Here is a 20,776-nt window from a genome sequence, read left to right on the forward strand (position 1 = left end):
CGGAGCCTTTCCCTCAGCGCGCCCGCCGTTCGGCCCGATCCATGGCCCAGGCGACCGCCACGATCAGCAGGTAGACCGCCAAGGCCGACGCCCCCATCGACACCGGTCCGCCGCCGGACGGGGTCAGCATGGCGGCGATCTGCACGCCCAGCAGCAGGGCCACGAACAGCGGGGCCGACCAGCCGGCCCGCCCCTGCAGGCCGCGCCGCCAGCCCCAGGCCGCCGCGCCCATGGCCAGCAGCCCCATCTCCAGCGCCTGTTCGGGCACGGGATGGTTCCACCAGCCCAGCCCCACCTTGGGGCCGCCGAACCACAGTTCCAGGTCGGGCCGGTGGACCAGGAAATCCAGCCCCCAGTGCGACAGCACGACCAGCCCGACCATCGTTCCGGCCCGGCGTGGCAGCTTCAGCAGCCAGGTCGCCAGGAGCCCCGCCGCCACCGCCCACAGCACGGCGGCCGGCAAGCTGTGGGTGTAGGGCATGTGCTCAAGCACCAGGGCGCTGCCCGGCAGGCTGGCGTCGAAGCTCAGCCGCTCGGCCCCGGTCATGACCAGAACACTCCAGCCGACATCGACCAGCTGGCAGCCCAGCACATAGGTCCACAGCGGCGCCTTGGGCTGCGCGGCCTTGGCGGCCAGGGCCGCCGCGTAGTGTCCGACGAACATGGTCGCTTCCCCCAAAGCCGCGTTCTTCGCGCCAGGCTAAGGCCGGCGGACCATTACCGCGAATTAAAATGCGCGCCCGGCCTGCCCCGCATAACCTTGCTCCGCCAACCAGGGGAGTTCGATGACCAGGGCCGCCGCCGCTATCGCCGTGATTCTGACCCTGGCGGCCGCGCCCCCGGCCATGGCCGAGAACAAGCCGCTGGGCCCGTTCGCCACCGCGATCCGCAGCGTCTTCGTCTTCAACAGCTGCACCACCCGGCTGAAGGAGAAGTTCAAGATCGGTCCGCTGAACGGCCTGGAGGTCACCCACATGGACTCCGCCGGCGCCAAGCCCGACGGGGCGATGGACGTGACGTTCGAGGCCACCACCACCGAGAAGAAGACCGATCGCAAGACCCACTTCGTCGGCGTCTGCCACGTGGGCCGCGAGGGCGAGACCCGCGTCGACGCCAGGATCGTCAGCCAGGGCGTCAGCGGCGTGGTCCGTCGGAGCCCGGCGAAGGCAGGTTAGGGCGCTATCGACGGCAGACCTTGCGGGCTGTCTTCGGCGAGCGCCTTGCGTCCTTCGAGGCTTCGCTACGCTACGCACCTCAGGATGAGGAAGACAGCACAGAACTCCTCATCCTGAGGCGCCCTCCAACGGAGGGCCTCGAAGGACGCACAGCGCTTGCTCCCGCCCGCGGCTCTTAGCCCGCCCCCTCCCCCGGATCGTAACCCCTCGTTAAGCGCGTGCGTTAATCCCTGACTCACGTCTCCGAAACTCGGTCTTTACCCGGGCCCTGTATCACTCTGAACCAACAAGAGCCCTGTCCCATGTCGGACGCGGCCGGTTCAGTGGGTGTCTGAAATGACCAAGACGGTTCTCGTCGTCGACGACGATCCGACTCAACGTCGCTTGATCCAGGCCGTGCTCGAGCGCGACGGCTTCGCGGTCTCGCACGCCGAGAACGGCGACGCGGCCATGGCCCACCTGGCCAGCGGCGCGCCCGTCGACGTGGTGCTGCTGGACCTGATCATGCCGGGCATGACGGGCCACGAGACCCTGCAGGAGATGCGCGCGCGCGGCTTCGTCCAGCCGGTGATCGTCCTCACGGCGAGCGGCGGCGTCGACACCGTGGTCAGGGCCATGCAGGCCGGGGCCACCGACTTCTTCATCAAGCCGGCCAGCCCCGAGCGGATCACCGTCTCGATCCGCAACGCCCTGTCGATGACCTCGCTGAAGGGCGAGGTCGAGCGCCTGACCAAGCGGGCCGGCAACCGCACCACCTTCGCCGACCTGATCGGGACCTCGCCGGCCATGAGCATGGTCAAGCGCATGGGCGAGCGGGCCGCCAAGTCGTCGATCCCCATCCTGATCACCGGCGAGAGCGGGGTCGGCAAGGAACTGATCGCCCGCGCCGTGCACGGCGCCTCCGAGCGGGCCGGCAAGCCGTTCGTGGCCGTCAACTGCGGCGCCATCCCGGAAAACCTGGTCGAGTCGATCCTGTTCGGCCACGAGAAGGGATCCTTCACCGGCGCCACCGACAAGCATCTGGGCAAGTTCAAGGAGGCCGACGGCGGCACCCTGTTCCTCGACGAGGTCGGCGAGCTGCCGCTGGACATGCAGGTCAAGCTGCTGCGCGCCCTGCAAGAGGGCGAGATCGACCCGATCGGCTCCAAGCGCTCGCAGAAGGTCGACGTGCGCATCGTCTCGGCCACCAACCGCGACGTGGCCCACGCCGTCGAGCAGGGCCGGTTCCGCGAGGACCTCTATTACCGCCTGAACGTCTTCCCGATCGAGGCCCCGGCCCTGCGTGAACGCCGCGAGGACATCCCGGCCCTGACCGAGGCCTTCATCCGCCGCTTCAACGTCGAAGAGGGCAAGCGGGTGGTCGGCGCCGCGCCCGAGACCCTGGCCTTCCTCAACGGCTTCGACTGGCCCGGCAACGTGCGCCAGCTGGAGAACGCGGTCTATCGCGCCATCATCCTGGCCGACGCCCCCTATCTGCAGCCCTACGACTTCCCGGCCATCTCGGGCGTCGTCGCGCCGCTTCCGGAAGCCGCCACGCCCGCCGCGTCGCGGCCCGACCTGCCGGCCGTGCTGCAGGCCGCCCACGCCGCCATGGCCCGGGTCCCGGCCGACTCGCCGGTGCGCATCCTCGACGACCGCGGCCACCTGCGGACCCTGGAGGAGATCGAGCGCGACCTGATCCAGCACGCCATCGAGGTCTATGCCGGCCACATGAGCGAGGTCGCCCGCCGCCTGGGCATCGGCCGCTCGACGCTCTACCGCAAGGTCCGCGAGCAGGGCATCGACGTGGATATGAGGGAAGCGTCGTAGCTGTATTGTCATCCCGGACAAGCGCGTAGCGCGCAGATCCGGGACCGCCACAAGCGCGGCGCTCAGGCGTCGGTCCCGGGTCTGCGCTTCGCTACGCCCGGGATGACAACGGTGGCGGGACCGCCCCCTACCCCATCCGCCCGATCAGCGCCGCCAGCCGCGCCACTCCATCCTCGATCTCCCGCTCCGTGGGCAGGGAGTAGCTGAGGCGGATGGCGTTGGCGGCGGGGATCTCGGCGAAGAAGGGCTCGCCGGGCACGAAGGCGACACGCTCCTCGGCCAGGGCCCGTTCCAGCATGACCCTGCCGTCCAGGCCCTCCGGCAGCCGGATCCAGACGAACATCCCGCCCTGAGGCTGGGACCAGGTCACGCCCGGCGGCATGTGGCGCTCCAGCGCCGTCAGGATCGTCCGAGCCTTGGCGCCATAGGCGCCGCGCAGGACGCCCAGGTGCTGTTCGTAGCCCTCCGACACCGCCCGGTGGGCGACCATCTGGTTGATGGTGGAGACGTGCAGGTCGCTGCCCTGCTTCAGCAGCACCAACTTCTCGATCACCGCGCGCGGCCCGCAGACCCAGCCGACGCGCAGGGCCGGCGAGACGGTCTTGGACAGGGTGCCGCAAAACAGGGTCCGCGCGGCCTCGATCGAGCCGCAGCGGGCGATGTCGAGGGCCAGCAGCGACGGCAGGGCCTCGCCCTCGAACCGCAGGTCGCGATAGGCGGCGTCCTCGATCAGGGTCATGTCCAGGCGCCCGGCCAGGTCCAGCAGGGCCTCGCGCTCGGCCAGGGTCAGGCTCTGGCCGGTGGGGTTGGCGAAGTCGGGGACGAAATAGCCCAGGGCGCGGGGCGAACGACCGGCCATCAGAGCTTCGGCGTCGAGGCCGTTCGCCAGCGCCCCCTCGGGCAGGTCCAGATAGGCCGGCTCATAGGCGCTGAAGGCCTGCAGCGCCCCCAGATAGGTGGGCCGGGCCACCATCACCGTGTCGCCGCGGCTGAGGAACAGCTTGCCGATCAGGTCGAGCGCCTGCTGCGAGCCGGCGGTGACCAGGATATTGTGCTCGTCGCAGTCGACGCCGGCCAGCGCCATGCGCTCGGCGATCCAACGGCGCAGGGGCAGATAGCCCTCGCTCACCGAATATTGCAGGGCCTGGCGGGCCAGGTCCCGGTCGGCGAGGATCGCGTCGTAGCCGGCCTGGATCCGGTCGGCCGGGAACAGGCCAGGATCGGGGATGCCGCCCGCGAAGGACAGGATGTCGGGCTGATCCAGCAGCTTCAGCAGCTCGCGGATCTCGTTGGCGCGGACGCGGGACATGCGGTCGCTGAAGCGCTGCGCCCAGTCGGGGGTGGTGTGGGTCATGAGTAAGGTCGTCCGGAGGGTTCGCCGACGGCCGCAGCCGTCCATGGGCCGCGCGGGCGCGGCGTCTCGCTGATCAGGTCAGGAGCGTCATACGGTGCAGGTCGGGCCCTGGGTCCGCCGCAGCCAGAAGCGGCGCGGACCGCTTTCGGTCATGCTCATGCCCAAGCCTTAGCGCGCCTGGCGGCCGGAGGGAACCTCAGTTCTCGTCCTCGGCGCTGGCCTCGACCTTCGGCGCCTTGCGCCCGAACCCCCGCCCGCGGTTCATCGGCTTGCGCTCGCCCCCCTTGCCCTTGCCTTGGGCCTTGGCGGCGATTTCCTTGAGCTTGATGGTCTGGTTGACCGACATCGCCTGGCCCGCGCCGCCCTTTTCGGGGTCGCCGAACGCCCGGCCGTAGGTCTCGATGCGCTGGGCGACCGAGCCCAGGAACTCGCCCTCCCAGTCGGACAGCTCGATCCCCGCCTTGTCGGCGGTGCGCCGCGCGCGCTTCAGCGCGTTGAGGGCGGCCTTGCGGGCCTGGGCTCGAGGGTCGGGCGGCTTCTTGGCGCGCATGGGCGGAGACTAGCGGGCGTCGGCGGCGGGACGCACGGGGAAAAATATCTAACTCGCACCCTCTCCCTGAGGGAGAGGGTGGGGCCCACGCTGAAGGCGTGGGAGGGTGAGGGGTTACGCTGGTCCAGATCCGGGCAGGGCGTGGGGGATGGGCGGTTGAGGTCTTAACCCCTCACCCTCCCACCGCTGCGCGGCGGGCCCCTCCCTCTCCCTCTGGGAGAGGGTTACAGCGATAACCCCTCCGACTCAGATCGCGCCGACGGCCGACAGGTACAGGTCGAGGATCGCGTCCTCTTCCTGGCGCTTGGCGCGGTCCTGCTTGAGGATGCGGACCACCTTGCGCAGGATCTTGACGTCGAAGCCGTTGCCCTTGGCTTCGTTGTAGACTTCCTTGATCTGCTCGGAGATCTCGGCCTTCTCGACCTCGAGGCGCTCGATGCGCTCGATGATGCTCTTCAGCTGGCCTTGAGCGGTGGAGTTCAGGACGTCTGAATGGGCGGCGTCATCAGCCATGGCGGATCATCTCGCAATAAGTCGGAGGGCGGAAAGGCCGGGAACCTAGTGGCAACGCGGCCAAAGGGAAAGCGCCTTCAGTCACCCTTCGCGGGGTTGCCTCCGCGCCACGCCGCGACCTCCGCCAGATAGGCCAGGTCGAGATCCCCCTCGCCTTCCGACAGCACCTGCTGGAGCCCGCGCTCGGCGAGATCGGCCAGCGGCAGGGTCAGGCCCTTCTCGGCCGCCGCGTCCCTGGCCAGGCGCACGTCCTTCAAGGCCAGCGCCGCCGTGAAGCCGGCGGGGGAATAGGTCCGCTCCATGATCATCGCGCCGTAGATCTTGTAGACGGGGGCGGCGAACAGCGTGCCGGTCAGCATGTCCAGCAGGTCGCCGGCCGGCACGCCGTGGGCCTGGCCCAGGGCCGCCGCCTCGCCCATGGCCTCGACCGCCGCGACGATCATCAGGTTGCCCGCCAGCTTGACGGCGTTGGCGCGGACCGGGTCGTCGCCCATCGGCCACAGCTTGCCGGCCAGCGCCTCCAGGACCGGTGCCGCCGCGGCCACCGCGTCGGGCGCGCCGGCCACGACGATGTTGAGACCGCCGGCCCGGGCCACCGGCGGACGGCCGAACACCGGCGCGGCCACATAGCCCAGCCCCAGCTCGGCATGGTGCGCGGCCAGCTCGCGGGCCAGGGCGGTGGAGACCGTCGCCAGATTGACATGGACCAGGCCCGGCCGGGCGTTGGCCAGGGCCCCGCCGGCCAGCAGCACGTCGCGAACCGCCTGGTCGTGGGCCAGCATCGACAGGGCGACGTCGCCGGCCAGGGCGTCCTCGACGTTCGCGGCGGCCTTGGCGCCCAGGGCGACCAGTTCGGCCACCGGCGCCCCCGAGCGGTTCCACACCGTCACAGCGTGACCCTTGTCCAGCAGGTTGGCGACCATCGCCTTGCCCATGGCCCCCAGGCCGATGAAACCGATGTCCATGGGGTGTCTCCTGGAACCCTTCTCCCCTTGCGGGAGAAGGTGTCGGCGCAGCCGACGGATGAGGGGTCGCAAGGCGCCAAACGCCCCGCGTGACCGTTCAACTGGTCGCGGCGGATCGGTTCTTCAACCCCTCATCCGGCGCTTCGCGCCACCTTCTCCCGCAAGGGGAGAAGGAAGGTTAGAGCAGGCCGTGCCGCTCGACGGCGGGCCGCAGCGCCGCCGGGTCGGTGAAGTGGTGGGTGTGGAAGCCCATCGCGGCCGCCGCGGCGATGTTGGCGGCGCTGTCGTCGACGAACAGCAGGTCGCCGGCCGCCAAGCCGGTGCGGGCCAGCACGATCTCGAAAATGCGCGGATCGGGCTTGATCACCCGCTCCTCGGCCGAGACCACCGTGTCGCGGAAATGGCGGAAGGCGGGGCTCATGGCCTTCACCCCGGGCCAGGTCTCGCTGGACATGTTGGTCAGGCCGAACTGCGGCACGCCGCGCGCCGCCAGGTCCTCGATCACCGATTCGGTCTCGGCGACGGTTCCGGAGAACATCTCTGGCCAGCGGTCCCACCAGGCGGCGATATGCTCGGCATGATCAGGGTGCTCGGCGCTCAGGGCGGCGATGTTGTCGGCGAAGGTCACGCCGCGATCGGTGGCCGCGTGCCAGTCCAGGGTCCCGACATGCGAAAGGAACCGGTCGAGATCGGCCGGTTCCTTGAAGATCTTCGCGTAGAGCGTGCGTGGGTCCCAGCGCACGATGACGTTGCCGACGTCCCAGAGCAGAGCCCTGGGCGCGCCAGACGGCGTCATTAGCCTTGCTTGGCTTTGAAGCGCGGGTCGGTCTTGTTGATGATGTAGACCACGCCCTTGCGGCGGACCAGCTTGCAATCGCGGTGACGCGACTTCAGCGACTTCAGCGAGCTACGAACCTTCATGACCGTCTCTATACTCAGCGGAGAGGTTCGCGACCGCCAAGTGACGGGAGGAACTTCCGGGGTGTTTCGGAGGGCAGGCGTATAAGCAGGACAGGGGGCGGAGTCAATGCGGCGCTCGCGTCAACGCCAAGTCCTATGGGCAAAACGCGCTATCTTCGCCGTGGACCGCAACCTTAACCGCTCTGTCGCCCTTGTGATTGCAGCCTTCATGCGGATGCCGGTAGCCTGCCACCATGGATAGACGCGTTTTCCTCGTTCTGCTGCTCGCCGGCTGCGCCGACACCTCGGCCAACGCCCCGTTCACGGCGTCGCCGGCTCCGGCCGCGCCGCCGCCCGGTCCCGCGCCCGCCCCGGCCCCGCCGGTCGCGCCCCCGCCACCGGCCGCCGCCTCGGCGCTCAGCTTCGACGCCTGGCTGGCCGCCTTCAAGCCGAAGGCCGTGGCCGCCGGCCTGACCCCGCAACTGCTGGACCGCGAGCTGGACGGCCTGACGCCCGACCCCAAGGTGGTGTCGCTGGACGGCCGGCAGCCGGAATTCTCCAAGCCGGTCGGCGACTACATCAAGGGCGTGATCAGCGACGACCGCGTGGCCGTGGGCCGCGCCAAGCGCCAGGAACTGACCTTCCTGCCCAATATCGAGAGCCGCTACGGCGTGCCGCGCGACATCCTGCTGGCCGTCTGGGCGATGGAATCGGCGTTCGGCAAGATCCAGGGCAATTTCGACGTCGTGCGCTCGATGGCCAGCCTGGCCGCCGACGGCCGCCGGCGCAATTGGGCCGAGGGCGAGCTGATCGCCGCCCTGAAGATCATCGCCTCGGGCGAGGACACCCGCGCCCAGCTCAGGGGCTCGTGGGCGGGGGCCATGGGCCAGACCCAGTTCCTGCCGTCCAACTACCTGTCGACCGCCGTCGACTGGGACGGCGACGGCCGCCGCGACATCTGGGGCAGCGACGCCGACAGCCTGGCCTCGGCCGCCAACCTGCTGGCCAAGGGCGGCTGGAAGCGCGGGGCGGGCTGGGCCGAAGAAGTGATCCTGCCGGCCGGTTTCGACTACAGCCTGGCCGAGGGCCCGCGCGAGGTTCCGTCGTGGTGGGAGGCCAAGGGCGTCAAGCGGGCCGACGGCCTGCCGTGGACCGCCGCCGACGCCGCCTCGCCGGCCGGCCTGATCCTGCCAGCCGGCGCCAAGGGCCCGGCCTTCCTGGCCCTGCCCAACCATTTCGCCATCCGCACCTACAACAACTCGACCTCCTACGCCCTGGGGATCGGGCTGCTGGCCGACCAGTTCGGCGGCGGCGGGCCGCTGGTCGCCGCCTGGCCGATCGAGGCCCCGCTGTCGCTGGCCGACCGCATGGCGGCCCAGATCGCCCTGGGCCGCCTGGGCTTCGCCCCTGGCCCGGCCGACGGCGTGGTCGGGGCCGGCACCCGCAAGGCCCTGCGCGCCTGGCAACAGAGCCGCCAGCTGCCGGCCGACGGCTACCTGTCGTCCGACATGGTGGCGCGCCTGAAGGCCCAGGCGGGGATCAGCTAGGGCTCTTGCTCGACTGACGCCCTGGTTTCCCACGGTTGTCATCCCGGAAGCGCGTAGCGCTGTCCGGGACCCAGGGCAGGCGCAATGCCGTGGCCCCTGGGTCCCGGGTCTTCAGCCCGCTACGCGGTCCTACGCCCGGGATGACAACGAAAGGGGACGTGAAGTCGAACCTAGCGGACGGTGATGTCCACCGCGATCCGGCGGACCGCGCCGTCGGGGCTGGAGCCCTGCAGCACCATCCGGTCATGGCCGGTATAGCCCGAGGCGGCGGTGTAGAAGGCCTGGTGGCCCGGCACCTTGCGGTTGTTGCAGGCCGAGCGCGGGTTGGCCGGCGGGAAGGCCGCGAAATAGGGCTCGTCCTTGACCACCGCCGCGCCGTGGGCTGGCGGCTCCAGGATGGTCAGGGTGGCGCCCGGCGTGTGGACCGAGCAGTCGGGATCGATGGCGGTGTTGGCCCAGACCCGAATCGGCGCGCTGCCGACGACGGCCTTGGCGATGCTCAGCTTCTGATAGCCGGACGCCGACGAGACCGGACTGACCGTCACCTGATATCGGCTCGGCTGGGCGGACACGCCCGCCGCGACGGCCAGGCCCGCCACGCAGGCCAGGATGAACAGCTTGGAACCCACGGTCGATCTCCCTGAAGCGATGCGTCCGGAAGTCAGCGCTCGGTTTTTTTCACGATTATTGCAGGCCTGAAGCCGCCGCGCGTTCGGGATCGGGGACGTCGGCCGGCGCCGAGGCCGACCTGTAGAGGCCACGGCCGGATAGCAGACATTCCGACGGCCCGAGAAGGATGGTTTCTCGACGTACGCCTGGCGCTCATTCGCATTCTCGTCCGCCGTACTCGCGGTCGTCACAGCTTGTGAGACGCTTCTCGAACGGATTCCAAACGGCATTGGCGAGGGCGGCCAGCGTGAGGATCAGCGCCAGGCCACACGCAACCGCCAAGCCGTAGACCGGGCCTCCAAAGGCATCGCTCGCCACGCCCATCGCCAGCGGCGCGATCACGGCGCTGACACAGGTGAAGAAGAGAATGACGCCGGCGACCGCGCCGTGTTCGGCCTTGGGAAAACCGCTGATGCCCTTGGAGTTGAGGGTCGGATAGACCACCGACATGAACAGGCCCGACAGCGGCAGCAGGACGGCCGCCGTGGCCTGTCCGCCGACCAGGGCGCCGGCGAAGCAGACCAGGATCGCCGCGGCGCAGATCGCCAGCACCAGTGACCATTTCAGGCGCACCAGCATCCAGGCGCCCAGGAACCGGCCGCCAGCCCGCAGCACAAAGAAGATCGGCAGGGCGAACGCCACCAGCGATACGCCCAGGCCGCGATAGCCGGCCAGGAGGGTTGGCATCCACACATAGATCGCTGTCTCGACGCCGACATAGAGCATGGCCGCCGCACTGAAGACCAAGGCGTGCGGATCGCGCGCCACGCGCAGGATGCTGGCCAGGTTGACCGGCTCGCGCTGGCCTTGCGGCGCGGGATAGCGGATCAGCAGCGCGGTCACCGTCAGGCCCACGCAGAGGACGCCGGCGATCACATAGAGCCATTTCCACGAGGTCCCGGCCGCCAGCAGCGCCGCGACGATCGCCGGCCCGATGATGGCGCCCACGCCGAAGAAGCCTTCGACGGTGTTCATGGTGGCGGTGTGGTCGCGGGTCGAGCGGGAGATATCGCCGATCAGGGCCAGGGCGCCGGTCTTGAAGACGCCGATGGCGACACCCGACACGAACAGCAGGACGACGAAGACGGCGAACCGCTCCGCGACGGCGAAGACCAGGGCCGCGGCCGCGAAGCCGACAAGACCCAGGATGATCGTCGCCTTGCGGCCGACGCGGTCGGCCAGGAACCCCAGGCAGAGACCCGACAGGGCGATGCCGCCCATGGTCGCGTAGTGAAAGGCGCCGGCGGCGGTCAGGTCCAGGCCGAAGGTCTTGATGATCTGCGGGATGATCACCCCCACCGCGTCGGTGGTCATGGCGAACATCATGAACATCAGGAACGTCATCAGCTTGATCAGCCCGATGTTCGTCGTTCGCGCGCCCAAGGATTTCTGGGTCATGTCGGCCTCCCCGCTTCGGACTCTGCGTCCCGATTGTGACCTCACCCGCACGCTGCGCGCGCGGCCGTCGTCATGGTGTCACCAACCAGACGAGTTCGTAGGGGCCCAGTTCGATCGACACGCCTTCCCGGTTCTGGCCAGTGAGCACGTCGCGCGCCGCGGCCGAGAATGGCGCGGGCAAGGTCGCCAAGACCGGAGCCTCCGCCAGGTTGCCCAGGCACAGCAGGTTCTGAGCGCCCTCGGTTCGCTCAAAGGCCAGGATCGCCGGCGAGCCCAGATCGACCGGTCGGGCCGGGCCGGCGACGCCTTGGGCGGCCAGCGCCCTGGCCCGCGCGCCAAAGTGGCGAAAACGGGCGAAGAGTTCGGCTTCCAGCGTTTCGGCCTGGTTGCGACGTCCGGCCGCCGACCAGTCCATCGCCGGGCGATGCAGCCAGCGTCCGTCGGCCGCGCGCAGCGGATCGTCCGCATAGGCCTCGTCGTTGGGCAGGCCGAGCTCGTCGCCCATATAGATCAGCGGCCAGCCGTCCAGGGCGTGGACGATCCCATAGAGCAGCGTCAGCCGGCGCGCGCCCGCCGAATGCGGCCCCTCGCCCGGTTCCAGGCCGGCCAGGGCGGCGGCCATGCCATTGGTCGACGGCACACCGCCCGGCGCCGTCTGGAAGGCGCGTCCGTGTGAGAACCCGCCGCCCTGACCATAGAAGGCCGACCAACGGGCCAGGTCTTCCGGCGAGGCATAGGCCGCCAGGGCGTTCCAGATGAGGTCGTCGTGGCAGCGGACGTAGTTGAGCCAGGCCGCCCGCCGCGGCTTGCCGGCCGAGGCCGCCAGGCAGCGGTTGAAGACGCCGGCGTCCGCGTCGGCCAGGGCTCCCCACAGCGCGGTCATCACCGCGTTGTTGTAGGCCAGGTCGCAGCCGCGCCCGTCGCGACCGAAGAACGGAAGGACGTCGTCCAGGCTTTCGATCGCCTCGGCGACCAGCACCACCGAAGGCGCGATGATGGCCAGGGCTTCATGCCAGGCCTCGACGATGGCATAGGCCTGGGGCTGATTGCGACTGGTCGTTCCGGCCGCCTTCCAGAGGTAGGGCGCGCTATCGAGGCGAAAGCCCTGCACGCCCTTGGACGCCAGGAAGACCAGGACCGCCAGCATTTCGGCGAACACCGCCGGATTGGCGTAGTTGAGGTCCCATTGGAACGGATAGAAGGTCGTCCAGACATGGCCGCCCATGTCCGGGTCATACGTGAAGCTGCCCGGCGCGGTGTCGGGAAAGACGTCGATCAAGTGCCGCTCGCGGTCGGCCGCGGCCTCTGCGTCCAGGGTGATGTAGTATTCGCGATAGGCCGGATCGCCGGCTCTGGCGGCCTGGGCCCACGCATGCTCGCGGGCGGTGTGGTTGCAGACCACGTCCAGGATCAAACCCATGTCCCGGGCCCGAAGATCAGCGGCCAGGGCTTCCAGGTCATCCATGTCGCCAAGGCGCGGATCGATCTGGCGGTAGTCGGCCACGGCGAAGCCGCCGTCGCTGTCGCCTGGGCGGGGCTTGAGCAGCGGCAAGGGGTGCAGCCAGTGGACGCCCAGGTCGTCGAGGTAATCGAGACGCTCACGGACGCCCGGCAGGTCGCCGGCGAAGCGGTCGACATAGAAGGTGTAGGCGCCCTGGCCCGGTAGGTTCAACCAGTCCTGGGACGCTTCACGTTGCACGTCGAGGGCGCGCAACGCTGGCGGACGCGCGATCGCCGCCGCCCAGACCTTCTCTTTCAGCGCCGCGATGAAGGTCGCCCAACGCGGATCCTCGCCATAGACCTCGGCCAACCGCGCCTCCAGCCTGGGCCAACCGGCCAGGAAGCGACGCTCGACGTCTTTCTCATGCGGCGCCGTCGCGGGCGGGACGGACGGGCTCGGGGACGTCATCGAAGGTTTCTATCCAGCTAAAAGATCCCCGAGCGCTCGCGCGCCGGGGCAGCGGGGAGGTCTGGACATGGCGCGGGCCATGTCGCTGGATATCGCAATAACAAAGGATTGCAAGAACAAATGCAATCGTTCGCATTGCGAAAAAATGACCTATTTGATGTCGCCAAGAGGCTCGCCAAGTCCGCCTCGGGCCAGAGGGCGAAGAGGCGCGGGGCAATTGCCCGCAAGCGTCCGACGCAAGTCGAACTCTAGGTCAGCCCAGGCCCCATCGAGCTGACGCCCAGTCCTAAGCGGAATCGCGACGGACAAGCACGGGGTTCATCTGGACCGAAGCGGCGTCCTCGCCGGCGATGCGGGCGAACAGGGCGTCGACCATCGCCTTGGCGCCGGTGGCGACGTCCTGCCGGATCGTGGTGAGGCGCGGCACCGTCTGGGCGGCGAGTGGTATGTCGTCATAGCCGATCACCCGGATGCGATCGGGAACGACGACGCCGCGGTCGGCGAGCACGCGAAGCGCTGTCATGGCGATCACGTCGGACGCCGCGAAGACGCCATCGATCGCATCGCCAACCTCGGCGATATGGGCGGAAATCTCCTGCTCCATGACATCGGACGCCAGATGGACGTCGAACTGCCGTGGCGCGGCTAGACCCTCTGCCTGCAAGGCGGCGCATAGGCCAGCATAGCGCTGGCCTATTTCCGGCGTTCGAACCTCGCCAAGGAAGGCGATGCGGCGGGCGCCGCCGGCCACCAGGCATTGGCCGGCCATTTGACCGCCGGCGAAGTTGTCCGTGCCAACCGAGCAGTGTCTCTGCTCGGGCCAATGGCTGCCCCAGGCCACCAGGGGCCGGTAATGGGCCGCCACGCGTTCGATGGCCTCGAACTGGTCCGACTGGCCGATCAGCAGCACGCCGTCCAGCATGCCCGAGCCGATGATGGCTTCCAGCCAGTCGTCGGTGTCGGGAATGACGCGCGACAGCATGATGTCGTAGCCGTTCTCGGTCAGGGCGTCGGCCAGATAGCCCAGCATCGTCATGAAGAACGGATCCGACAGATGCTGACGCTTCTCGTGACCCAGCGGCACGACGATGCCGACCACGCCGGTGCGTTGCGTTCGAAGCCGCTTGGCCATCTGGTTTGGGCGAAAGCCATGCTCCTGGGCCAGCGCCTGGATGCGAGCCTTGGTGTCGGTCTTGACCAAGGGGCTATCGGCCAGGGCGCGCGAGACGGTCGCCGTGTTCACCCCGGCGATCTTGGCCAAGTCAGCAAGAGTGCGGATGCGAGCTGACTTTTCCAGAGACCTTCCCCTTTTTCCCATCGACGCCGACATCCACAAGCGTGTCGCGACCGACGCATGCGCGACCGTCCAGCGCCCGATGGGCCATGGACCTGTACGGCAATCCGATTCACCCGCCTAGCCTAGGGGGTTTTCGGTCCAGGGCGCGGTCGCAACCGATGTTGCCTTTTGTGCAAACGATTGCAATATAGCTTTAAAAAAGGGGAGCCCGGGAATGGATCGAGTAAGGCGTCTGGTGATCCTGGGTGGCGGCACGGCCGGCTGGATGGCGGCGACCGCGCTGGCCAAGACCTTCGGACCCCAGTTGAAGATCGAGCTTCTCGAATCCGAGGCGATCGGCACGGTCGGCGTCGGCGAGGCGACAATCCCGACGATCCAGTGGTTCAACGACCTGATTGGCCTGGACGAAGCCGAGTTCGTCCGCGCCACCAAGGCGACTTACAAGCTGGGGATCGAGTTCGTCGACTGGGCCCGTCCCGGAAGTCGCTATTTCCATCCGTTCGGACGCTACGGCGTCGATCTAGGGCCGGTTCCGTTTCACCAGCGTTGGCTCAAAGCCCGCGCCGACGGGCTCGAAAGCCCGCTCTCGGCCTTCTCGCTGACGACGCAGCTGGCGGCCGCCAATCGGTTCGCCAAGCCGGTGAGCGAGGCGCGATCGATCCTGTCGACGCTGGGCTACGCCTATCAATTCGATGCGACGCTCTATGCGAAGTATCTGCGCGGCCTCTCCGAAGCCGAGGGCGTCACGCGGCACGAAGGCAAGCTGGAGGCGGTCGAGCGGGCGCCCGACACGGGCTTTGTCACCGCGCTGACCACCGATCGCGGCGAGCGGATCGAAGGCGAGCTCTTCCTCGACTGTTCGGGCTTTCGCGCCCTGCTGATCGACGGGGTGATGGGCGCCAAGTTCGAGGATTGGTCGCACTGGCTGCCCTGCGACCGGGCCGTCGCCGTACCCTGCGCCCGCGTGGCCGAAACGACGCCCTATACGCGCGCCACCCTGCGCACCGCCGGCTGGCAATGGCGTATTCCGCTGCAGCATCGCACCGGCAACGGCTATGTCTATGCCAGCGCCTTCATCTCCGACGACGAGGCCGCGGCGACGCTGTTGGGCGGCCTGGACGGCGCGGCGCTCGACGAGCCGCGATTCCTGCGCTTCAAAGCCGGCTTCCGGCGTGAGACCTGGCAAAAGAACGTCGTGGCCATCGGCCTGTCGGCGGGCTTTCTCGAGCCGCTGGAGTCGACCAGCATCCATCTGATCCAGAGCGGCATCGCCAAGCTGATCACCCTCTTTCCGGATCGCGATTGCGACCCCGGCCTGGCGCGGCGGTTCAACACGCTGTTCGGACGCGACATGGACGGCATCAAGGACTTCCTGATCCTGCACTACCATGCGACCGAGGGGCACGAGGCTCCGCTGTGGCGGCATACGCGCCACATGCCCTTGCCTGACAGCTTGGCCGACAAGGAAGAGCAGTATCGGCGCGCCGGACGACTGATGCTGACGTCGGACGAGCTGTTCCGCGAAGCCAGCTGGCTCGCCGTGCTCGAAGGCCAAGGCGTGCGCGCCGAGGGCTATAGTCCGCTGGCCGATACGCTGGACCAGGCCCTCAATCTTCAGCAGCTCGAACAGATCGAGGCGGTGATCGCGCGGGCGACGCCGACCCTGCCGAGGCACGACGACGCCATCTCCGCGCTGATCGGCGAGCCGGCGTCCGTCCTGGCGTAGGCGCGCGCCGCACCATCGTCAGCCGGCTTGTTCTCTGACCCACGACAGCGCGAGGGTGTCGTGCGCCCGGGGCCGGGTGGTACCGACGGGCCTATCGGGGGCAATGGCTCCATTCCGGCGCGGTTCCCGAGCCGATGACGGGGCGACTCGCCTTGACCGAGGTCTTCGCCGCGGGAAGCCCCGGTTGGAGAGCCCGCGGAGGCTGCACCGCCAGATAGACCGTGCTCCACAATTGCGCGGCGTTGGACTCGTCGACATCGGCCTTGCCGGCGCCGAACGGCACGACCTCGTAGCGGCCGTTTCGGAAGGCCCAGGACCAGAGTTCGGAGCTCTGGACCGCACGGGTCGAGCGGATCGCGCGCCAAAGCTCGGTCTGAGCCGCGACGAGCTTTGCGCGCACCGGCGCGGGCAGATCGCATCGGGCCAGCTGTCGTTCCAGGCCGGCGGCGAGCAGCGCTTGCTGCCAGGACCAGACCACGGCGCCGTGATAGGCGGCCGGGGTGAAACGGGCCCGCGCCTCGCGATCGGCGAACGCGGCGTTGGCGACGACCAGGCCGGCGTCGGTCATCAGCCCCGCCGGAAAAGGACGCATGGTCGCGGTGACATAGGTGTCGAGATCCGCCGCCGACGGGTGACCGAACAGCAGCGCGAAACCCTCGTCGGAATTGACGATCGGCACGGGCTTGCCCGAGGCCTCCAGCGACAGGGCGTGGAACACGAGGGGCTGCCGGTCCAGGGCCTTCAGGGCGGGGGCCGAGGGAACGCCGAGGCTGTCGGCATAGGCGCGGATCGACGCCGCCGCCTCGGCGGCCGGCAACTCGACCCGGAACAGCGACGGCGCCTTGGCGCGCCAGACCTGCGCCATACGCCCGGCGTCGGCGAACAACACGCGATCCTCGGCCGAAAGATAGGGGTCCAGCAGACCGGCGCGGAACAGGCGATCGGCCGCCTCGATCGCCGCCGGGACCAGGGCGGCGTTGACGTTGTAGGGATAGATCCCCCGGCCAAGCCCCTCGTTGCTGTCACGCCATTCGCCGGTCATCCGGCCGGGCTTGATCGCGATCAGCGTTCCTGCGGAGGGGGCGTCGGCGAAACCACGGCCCTGGTTCAGCACGAAACGCAGATTATTCACCAGCATCGCGCCCGTCGGCGAACGGACTCCAGGCTGGCTCTCGCTCGTCAGGGGCTGGGCCAGCCAGGTCCGCGCCCGCGCCGTTCCGGGCCCTTGCAGGTAGTCGGCCGCGACGACGCCGAGCATATAGTCGTCGTCGACCATGCCGTAGTCGAGCTCCGCCGCGTCGCCGCTATGTCCGGCCTTGCGGTTCTGGACGACGGCGAACTCGCCGATGCCCTCTTCATGCGCGACCTCGCCGCCGGGCGACAGCCGCGCCATTACCGAGTTGAGGCCCGCCTCGACGGCCGCCGGCTGTAGGACCGGCATCAGCAGCCGCACCGACATCAGGGTGTCGCGGCCGAAATAGGTGTTGAAACGCCAGGAGCCGGCCAGGAACTTCTCGCGATAGCTCAGGAAGGCCAGCGCATTACGCGCCGCCGGATCCGCCGCCGCGTCGGCGTTGAGCAGCTGCGCGACCGGCAGCGGCGTCAGCGGCGCGTCGCCGCTCAGCGCGGTGATTTCCAGCGCGATCCGTCCATCGGGACCGGCGACGATGGCGCCTTGGTCGATGCGGCCGGCGATGACGCGGATCGTCAGCTCATAGCCTGCCGCGCCATCCAGGCGCGCCCGGCGATAGGTGATGGTGTCGCCGTCTATCTTGGGTTCGACCGCGACCTCGGCGGGAAAGCGGCCGACGGCCTGATAGTCCCGCAGGTAACGGACGCTGGAGAGAACCGCCTGTTTTGCGACGAGCCTTGGCGCGTCGATGCTGGCCCTGACGATCACGCCATTGAGCGGGCCACGGCGGATCGGCTGGAGCGCCCGTTCGAGACGCCAGGCAGCGGGCCGCGCCGTGGGCTCGAACCATAGGCCCACGCCGCTGTTGCCGGCGGGGAAGGCGACCAGAATGCGCGGATCGACGCCGTTGCGCAGCAGCAGATGGGCCGCGACCGTGTTTTCGCGGACGAAGGCGTTGAGGTTCTGTCCCTCGGTCAGTTGGTAGGCCAGGTCCGGTGTGGCCAAGGCCTGGCCCGAGGCCGTCAGCGAGAGCAGGACGCCGGCGGCGGCCCAACGAAAATCCTTGAACATCCCGACTCTCCAACTGCGCGAAAAAGGCGGCGGACGCTTGGCGCGTCCGCCGCCTTGCTCTTAGGCCTGCATCCTAGAAGCGGAGCGTGAGCGAACCGCCATAGGTCCTTCCGACGATGCCGCGAGCGTAGAAATAGCCCGAGGCCGCGTTCTGGGTCTGGCCTTGGCGCGGATTGCCCTCGGTCAGGCCGACGACGTCGAAGATGTTGTCGACGTTGAAGTTGAGCTGGAGATTGTCCTTCAGGTCCAAGGTGACACCGGCGCTGGTCACGCCATAGGACGGCAGAGCCACGCCATTGCCCGAGTCCGCATAGATCTTGCCGACATATTTGTAGCGGGCATAGACCTCGCCCAAGCCGTTGGGCAGCTTGAAGCTCGGGGTGATGGTGAACAGCCGCGACGGCGTGCGCTCCGGGCGATTGCCGTCATAGGTCGGCTGCGGCACGCCGTTCAGGCTCAGGTTGTTGAGCGTCGGATCCTGGATCACGCCGGAGAGATTGACCGAGAACCAGTCCGTGGGCCGCACGAGGGCGTCGACTTCCACCCCGGTGGTCTTGAGGTCGGCGAGGAAGCTTGTCTGTTTCGTGGGATCAGACGGGTCGATGAAGTTGTAGAACTGATTGTCGAAATTGGTCTTGAACACCGTCGCCGAGGCGTTGAGGAGGCGGCCGTATTCGAAGCGCACCCCCGCCTCGTAGAGTTCGATCTTGGTGATCGGATCGGTGTTGTTGGTCTGGAAGCCGTTGGCGTAGCGGCCGTAGAGCGACAGATGCGGCGTGATCAGGTAGCTGGCGCCGATCGTCCAGGCGACCTTGTCTTGCGTCCGGCGGGTGACGGTATAGGCGCCGTCGAAGGTCGAGCCGACCGTGCGCACGACGCCGACCACGCCGGGCTGCACCGGCTGGTTGACCGCCGCGGTGTTGCCGTCGAGGAACTTGGCCTTGTCGTTTTCCCAGCGCACGCCGCCGTCGATGTGGATCTTGTCGCCGATGGCCAGTTCATCGTTGGCGTAGAGCGACAGCGACTGGTCGGTGCGCTGGCGCATGCCCTGGCCCCAGTTGCCATACGACACCAGCCCGTTGTCGCTCAGCGTGCCGATGACCTGGTTGTTCGCGTCGAGCGAGACGATGTCGTAGATGTCGCTGTTGGTGCGGACATCGTTGACCACCGACGCGACCGCCGACTGGTTCTGGTTGCGGCGCACGTCATAGTACTGGATGCCGGTGGTCAGAGAGTTGGTGAACGAACCGCTCGTGTACTCCCAGCGCGTGCCGATGTTGGCGCCGAAGTCGTGGCCCGACTGATAGTCGTGGTTCAGCGTCGTCTGCTGGAGGAAGCCGTTGCCGTTCAAGGCGTTCAGGGTCGCGGTGTCGTTCGCTCCGGTGACCACGCCCGTGCGCAGGTTCTTGATGCCGAAGCGCACCGTGGCCGGATAGGCGGCGGTCCCCGCGGTCAGCAGGTCGTTGATCGGCGAACTCGTACCCGGCGTCAGATAGGTCACCGCGTTGGCCAGGCCCGCATTGCCGGTGCCCGAACCGGGGAACAGGCCGTTGAAGTCGTCCTTCAGGTCCAGATAACGGGCCCGGGCGAACACCTCGACGCTGTCGCTCAGCGGCTTTTCGAAATCGACGCGCAGTTGCTTGGTCTTGACCCGCACGCCTTCGCTGAGCCGGAAATCGCGGAAACCGTCGCTTTCGACGAAGGTCGACACCGGCACGGAAATGCGGGTGAAGGCGTCGCCGCCGACGTTGCCGAACTGGGTGTCCAGGCCCGGGATGCTGCTGGCCTTGCCATTGTTGTAAGCGTAGGGCTGGTCGGCATAGTAGGCGGCCTGCATGTCGCCGACCTTGCCGGTCACGCGCAGGAAGCCGCCCTCGTCGAAGCGATATTCCAGCATCGCCTTCACGCGATAGCCTTCATAGTCGAAGGTGTTCTTGCGCACCCCGGGGCTGCTCTGGACATAGCCGCCGACGTTGAAGGCCAGGTTCTTGGCGATCGGCGCCGAATAGTAGAAGTCGCCGCGCTTGAGGCCGTAATTGTAGCCCGTGGCCCGCAACATCCCTTCGGGCTTGTCGAAATTGGGCTTGCGCGAGAGGAAGTTGATCGTGGCGCCCGCGCCGTTGACGGTCAGGATGCCCGAGGTGCCGCCCTTGACCGCTTCCATCCGGTCGATCGTGATGTCTTCGGAAAAGAAGAAGTCCGCGCCGCCACCCTGGTAGATGACCGGAAGGCCGTCCTCCTGCAGCTGGATGAAGCGCTGGCCGCCGCCCTGCAGGCCGCGCACCGAATAGTTGTTGGACAGCTCGCCGGCCGTGCCTTCGACGAAGATGCCGGGCACCATCTCGAGCAGATCGGCGGTCGAGCGCGGGGCCTTGCGTTCGATATCGGCGCGCGTGGCCAAGGTGATGTCGGCCGAGGCGGTGATCAGCGGGCGATTGCGCGAGGTCATGCCGGTGACGACGATTTCGCTGACGGTTTGATCGGCGGTGTCGGCGGGCGGTGTCGACGCCGTCTGGGCCCAGACGGGAGCCGCGAAGCAGCTGCAACCGGCGAGCAACAGGGCGCGAAGAGCGTGGCGTTTATGCATGAATCCTCCCCAAGGAAATTCGGTCCCCACTTGGAACTGCAGGTGTGCCGTTTAGGCGATGTAGAACGATTGCAATTTCGATGCAATCGTTTGTTTTTGCAATCGAGTCAGAACCGTCGTTGGCCCACGATCACGGATAATCGCCAACAGCCTTGAAGGTTGCCTGGCGAAGCC

The 20,776-nt window shown here is 68.2% G+C and carries 17 protein-coding genes; 4 read left to right on the forward strand and 13 right to left on the reverse strand.

Annotated features, from left to right (window positions below; translation table 11 throughout):
- Positions 1 to 13: 13 nt before the first annotated feature.
- Positions 14 to 664 (reverse strand): hypothetical protein, encoded by a 651-nt coding sequence (locus ASD79_RS07090; protein ID WP_056720342.1) that lies wholly within the window; start codon positions 662 to 664, stop codon positions 14 to 16.
- A 121-nt stretch (positions 665 to 785) separates the two neighbouring features.
- Between ASD79_RS07090 and ASD79_RS07095 the strand changes: the two genes are divergently transcribed.
- Positions 786 to 1,175 carry a hypothetical protein gene (locus ASD79_RS07095; protein WP_056720343.1) on the forward strand — a complete coding sequence of 130 codons (390 nt, stop codon included), beginning with the start codon at positions 786 to 788 and terminating at the stop codon, positions 1,173 to 1,175.
- 336 nt (positions 1,176 to 1,511) lie between these two features.
- Positions 1,512 to 2,984 (forward strand): sigma-54 dependent transcriptional regulator, encoded by a 1,473-nt coding sequence (locus tag ASD79_RS07100; protein ID WP_056720344.1) that lies wholly within the window; start codon positions 1,512 to 1,514, stop codon positions 2,982 to 2,984.
- Between the two features lie 127 nt (positions 2,985 to 3,111).
- Here ASD79_RS07100 and ASD79_RS07105 read toward each other — a convergent pair whose 3' ends face one another.
- The 6 genes from ASD79_RS07105 to ykgO all read right to left on the reverse strand — a co-directional run bounded on the left by ASD79_RS07105 (position 3,112) and on the right by ykgO (position 7,287).
- Complete coding sequence (locus ASD79_RS07105) at positions 3,112 to 4,338, reverse strand: PLP-dependent aminotransferase family protein (RefSeq protein ID WP_056720345.1); 1,227 nt, start codon at positions 4,336 to 4,338, stop codon at positions 3,112 to 3,114.
- A gap of 196 nt (positions 4,339 to 4,534) precedes the next feature.
- Positions 4,535 to 4,888 carry a hypothetical protein gene (locus tag ASD79_RS07110; protein ID WP_056720346.1) on the reverse strand — a complete coding sequence of 118 codons (354 nt, stop codon included), beginning with the start codon at positions 4,886 to 4,888 and terminating at the stop codon, positions 4,535 to 4,537.
- A 246-nt stretch (positions 4,889 to 5,134) separates the two neighbouring features.
- A complete protein-coding gene (locus tag ASD79_RS07115) occupies positions 5,135 to 5,401 on the reverse strand; it encodes a DUF2312 domain-containing protein (RefSeq protein ID WP_056720347.1) in 267 nt (88 codons plus the stop codon).
- A gap of 77 nt (positions 5,402 to 5,478) precedes the next feature.
- Positions 5,479 to 6,366 (reverse strand): NAD(P)-dependent oxidoreductase, encoded by an 888-nt coding sequence (locus tag ASD79_RS07120; RefSeq protein ID WP_056720348.1) that lies wholly within the window; start codon positions 6,364 to 6,366, stop codon positions 5,479 to 5,481.
- A gap of 178 nt (positions 6,367 to 6,544) precedes the next feature.
- A complete protein-coding gene (locus ASD79_RS07125) occupies positions 6,545 to 7,162 on the reverse strand; it encodes an HAD family phosphatase (RefSeq protein ID WP_056720349.1) in 618 nt (205 codons plus the stop codon).
- On the reverse strand, positions 7,162 to 7,287 hold the full coding sequence (gene ykgO / locus ASD79_RS07130; protein WP_007663273.1) for a type B 50S ribosomal protein L36: 126 nt from the start codon (positions 7,285 to 7,287) through the stop codon (positions 7,162 to 7,164). Before ykgO ends, ASD79_RS07125 begins: the two co-directional genes overlap by 1 nt.
- Positions 7,288 to 7,520: 233 nt before the next feature.
- On the opposite strand from ykgO, the gene ASD79_RS07135 reads away from it, so the two are divergent.
- Positions 7,521 to 8,813: a lytic murein transglycosylase gene (locus ASD79_RS07135; protein WP_056720350.1), complete on the forward strand. Its 1,293-nt coding sequence runs from the start codon at positions 7,521 to 7,523 to the stop codon at positions 8,811 to 8,813.
- Positions 8,814 to 8,983: 170 nt separating this feature from the next.
- On the opposite strand, the gene ASD79_RS07140 is transcribed toward ASD79_RS07135, so the two are convergent.
- The 4 genes from ASD79_RS07140 to ASD79_RS07155 all read right to left on the reverse strand — a co-directional run bounded on the left by ASD79_RS07140 (position 8,984) and on the right by ASD79_RS07155 (position 14,119).
- The gene (locus ASD79_RS07140) at positions 8,984 to 9,442 is read right to left on the reverse strand and encodes a hypothetical protein (protein WP_056720351.1); all 459 of its coding nucleotides are present in this window, start codon (positions 9,440 to 9,442) and stop codon (positions 8,984 to 8,986) included.
- A gap of 193 nt (positions 9,443 to 9,635) precedes the next feature.
- A complete protein-coding gene (locus tag ASD79_RS07145; RefSeq protein ID WP_056720352.1) occupies positions 9,636 to 10,880 on the reverse strand; it encodes an MFS transporter in 1,245 nt (414 codons plus the stop codon).
- 70 nt (positions 10,881 to 10,950) lie between these two features.
- Positions 10,951 to 12,789, reverse strand: coding sequence for an alpha-amylase family glycosyl hydrolase (locus ASD79_RS07150; protein WP_056720353.1), 1,839 nt, complete (start codon positions 12,787 to 12,789; stop codon positions 10,951 to 10,953).
- A gap of 286 nt (positions 12,790 to 13,075) precedes the next feature.
- Positions 13,076 to 14,119: a LacI family DNA-binding transcriptional regulator gene (locus ASD79_RS07155; RefSeq protein WP_056720354.1), complete on the reverse strand. Its 1,044-nt coding sequence runs from the start codon at positions 14,117 to 14,119 to the stop codon at positions 13,076 to 13,078.
- A 181-nt stretch (positions 14,120 to 14,300) separates the two neighbouring features.
- Between ASD79_RS07155 and ASD79_RS07160 the strand changes: the two genes are divergently transcribed.
- Positions 14,301 to 15,812 (forward strand): tryptophan halogenase family protein, encoded by a 1,512-nt coding sequence (locus ASD79_RS07160; protein ID WP_056720355.1) that lies wholly within the window; start codon positions 14,301 to 14,303, stop codon positions 15,810 to 15,812.
- Between the two features lie 91 nt (positions 15,813 to 15,903).
- Here the strand turns inward: ASD79_RS07160 and ASD79_RS07165 are convergent, their stop codons facing one another.
- Complete coding sequence (locus tag ASD79_RS07165) at positions 15,904 to 18,015, reverse strand: hypothetical protein (RefSeq protein WP_056720356.1); 2,112 nt, start codon at positions 18,013 to 18,015, stop codon at positions 15,904 to 15,906.
- 73 nt (positions 18,016 to 18,088) lie between these two features.
- Positions 18,089 to 20,602: a TonB-dependent siderophore receptor gene (locus ASD79_RS07170; RefSeq protein ID WP_235524351.1), complete on the reverse strand. Its 2,514-nt coding sequence runs from the start codon at positions 20,600 to 20,602 to the stop codon at positions 18,089 to 18,091.
- Positions 20,603 to 20,776 lie beyond the last annotated feature (174 nt).

This window comes from Caulobacter sp. Root655 (assembly GCF_001427665.1).
In the GTDB taxonomy this organism is placed as follows: Bacteria; Pseudomonadota; Alphaproteobacteria; order Caulobacterales; family Caulobacteraceae; genus Caulobacter.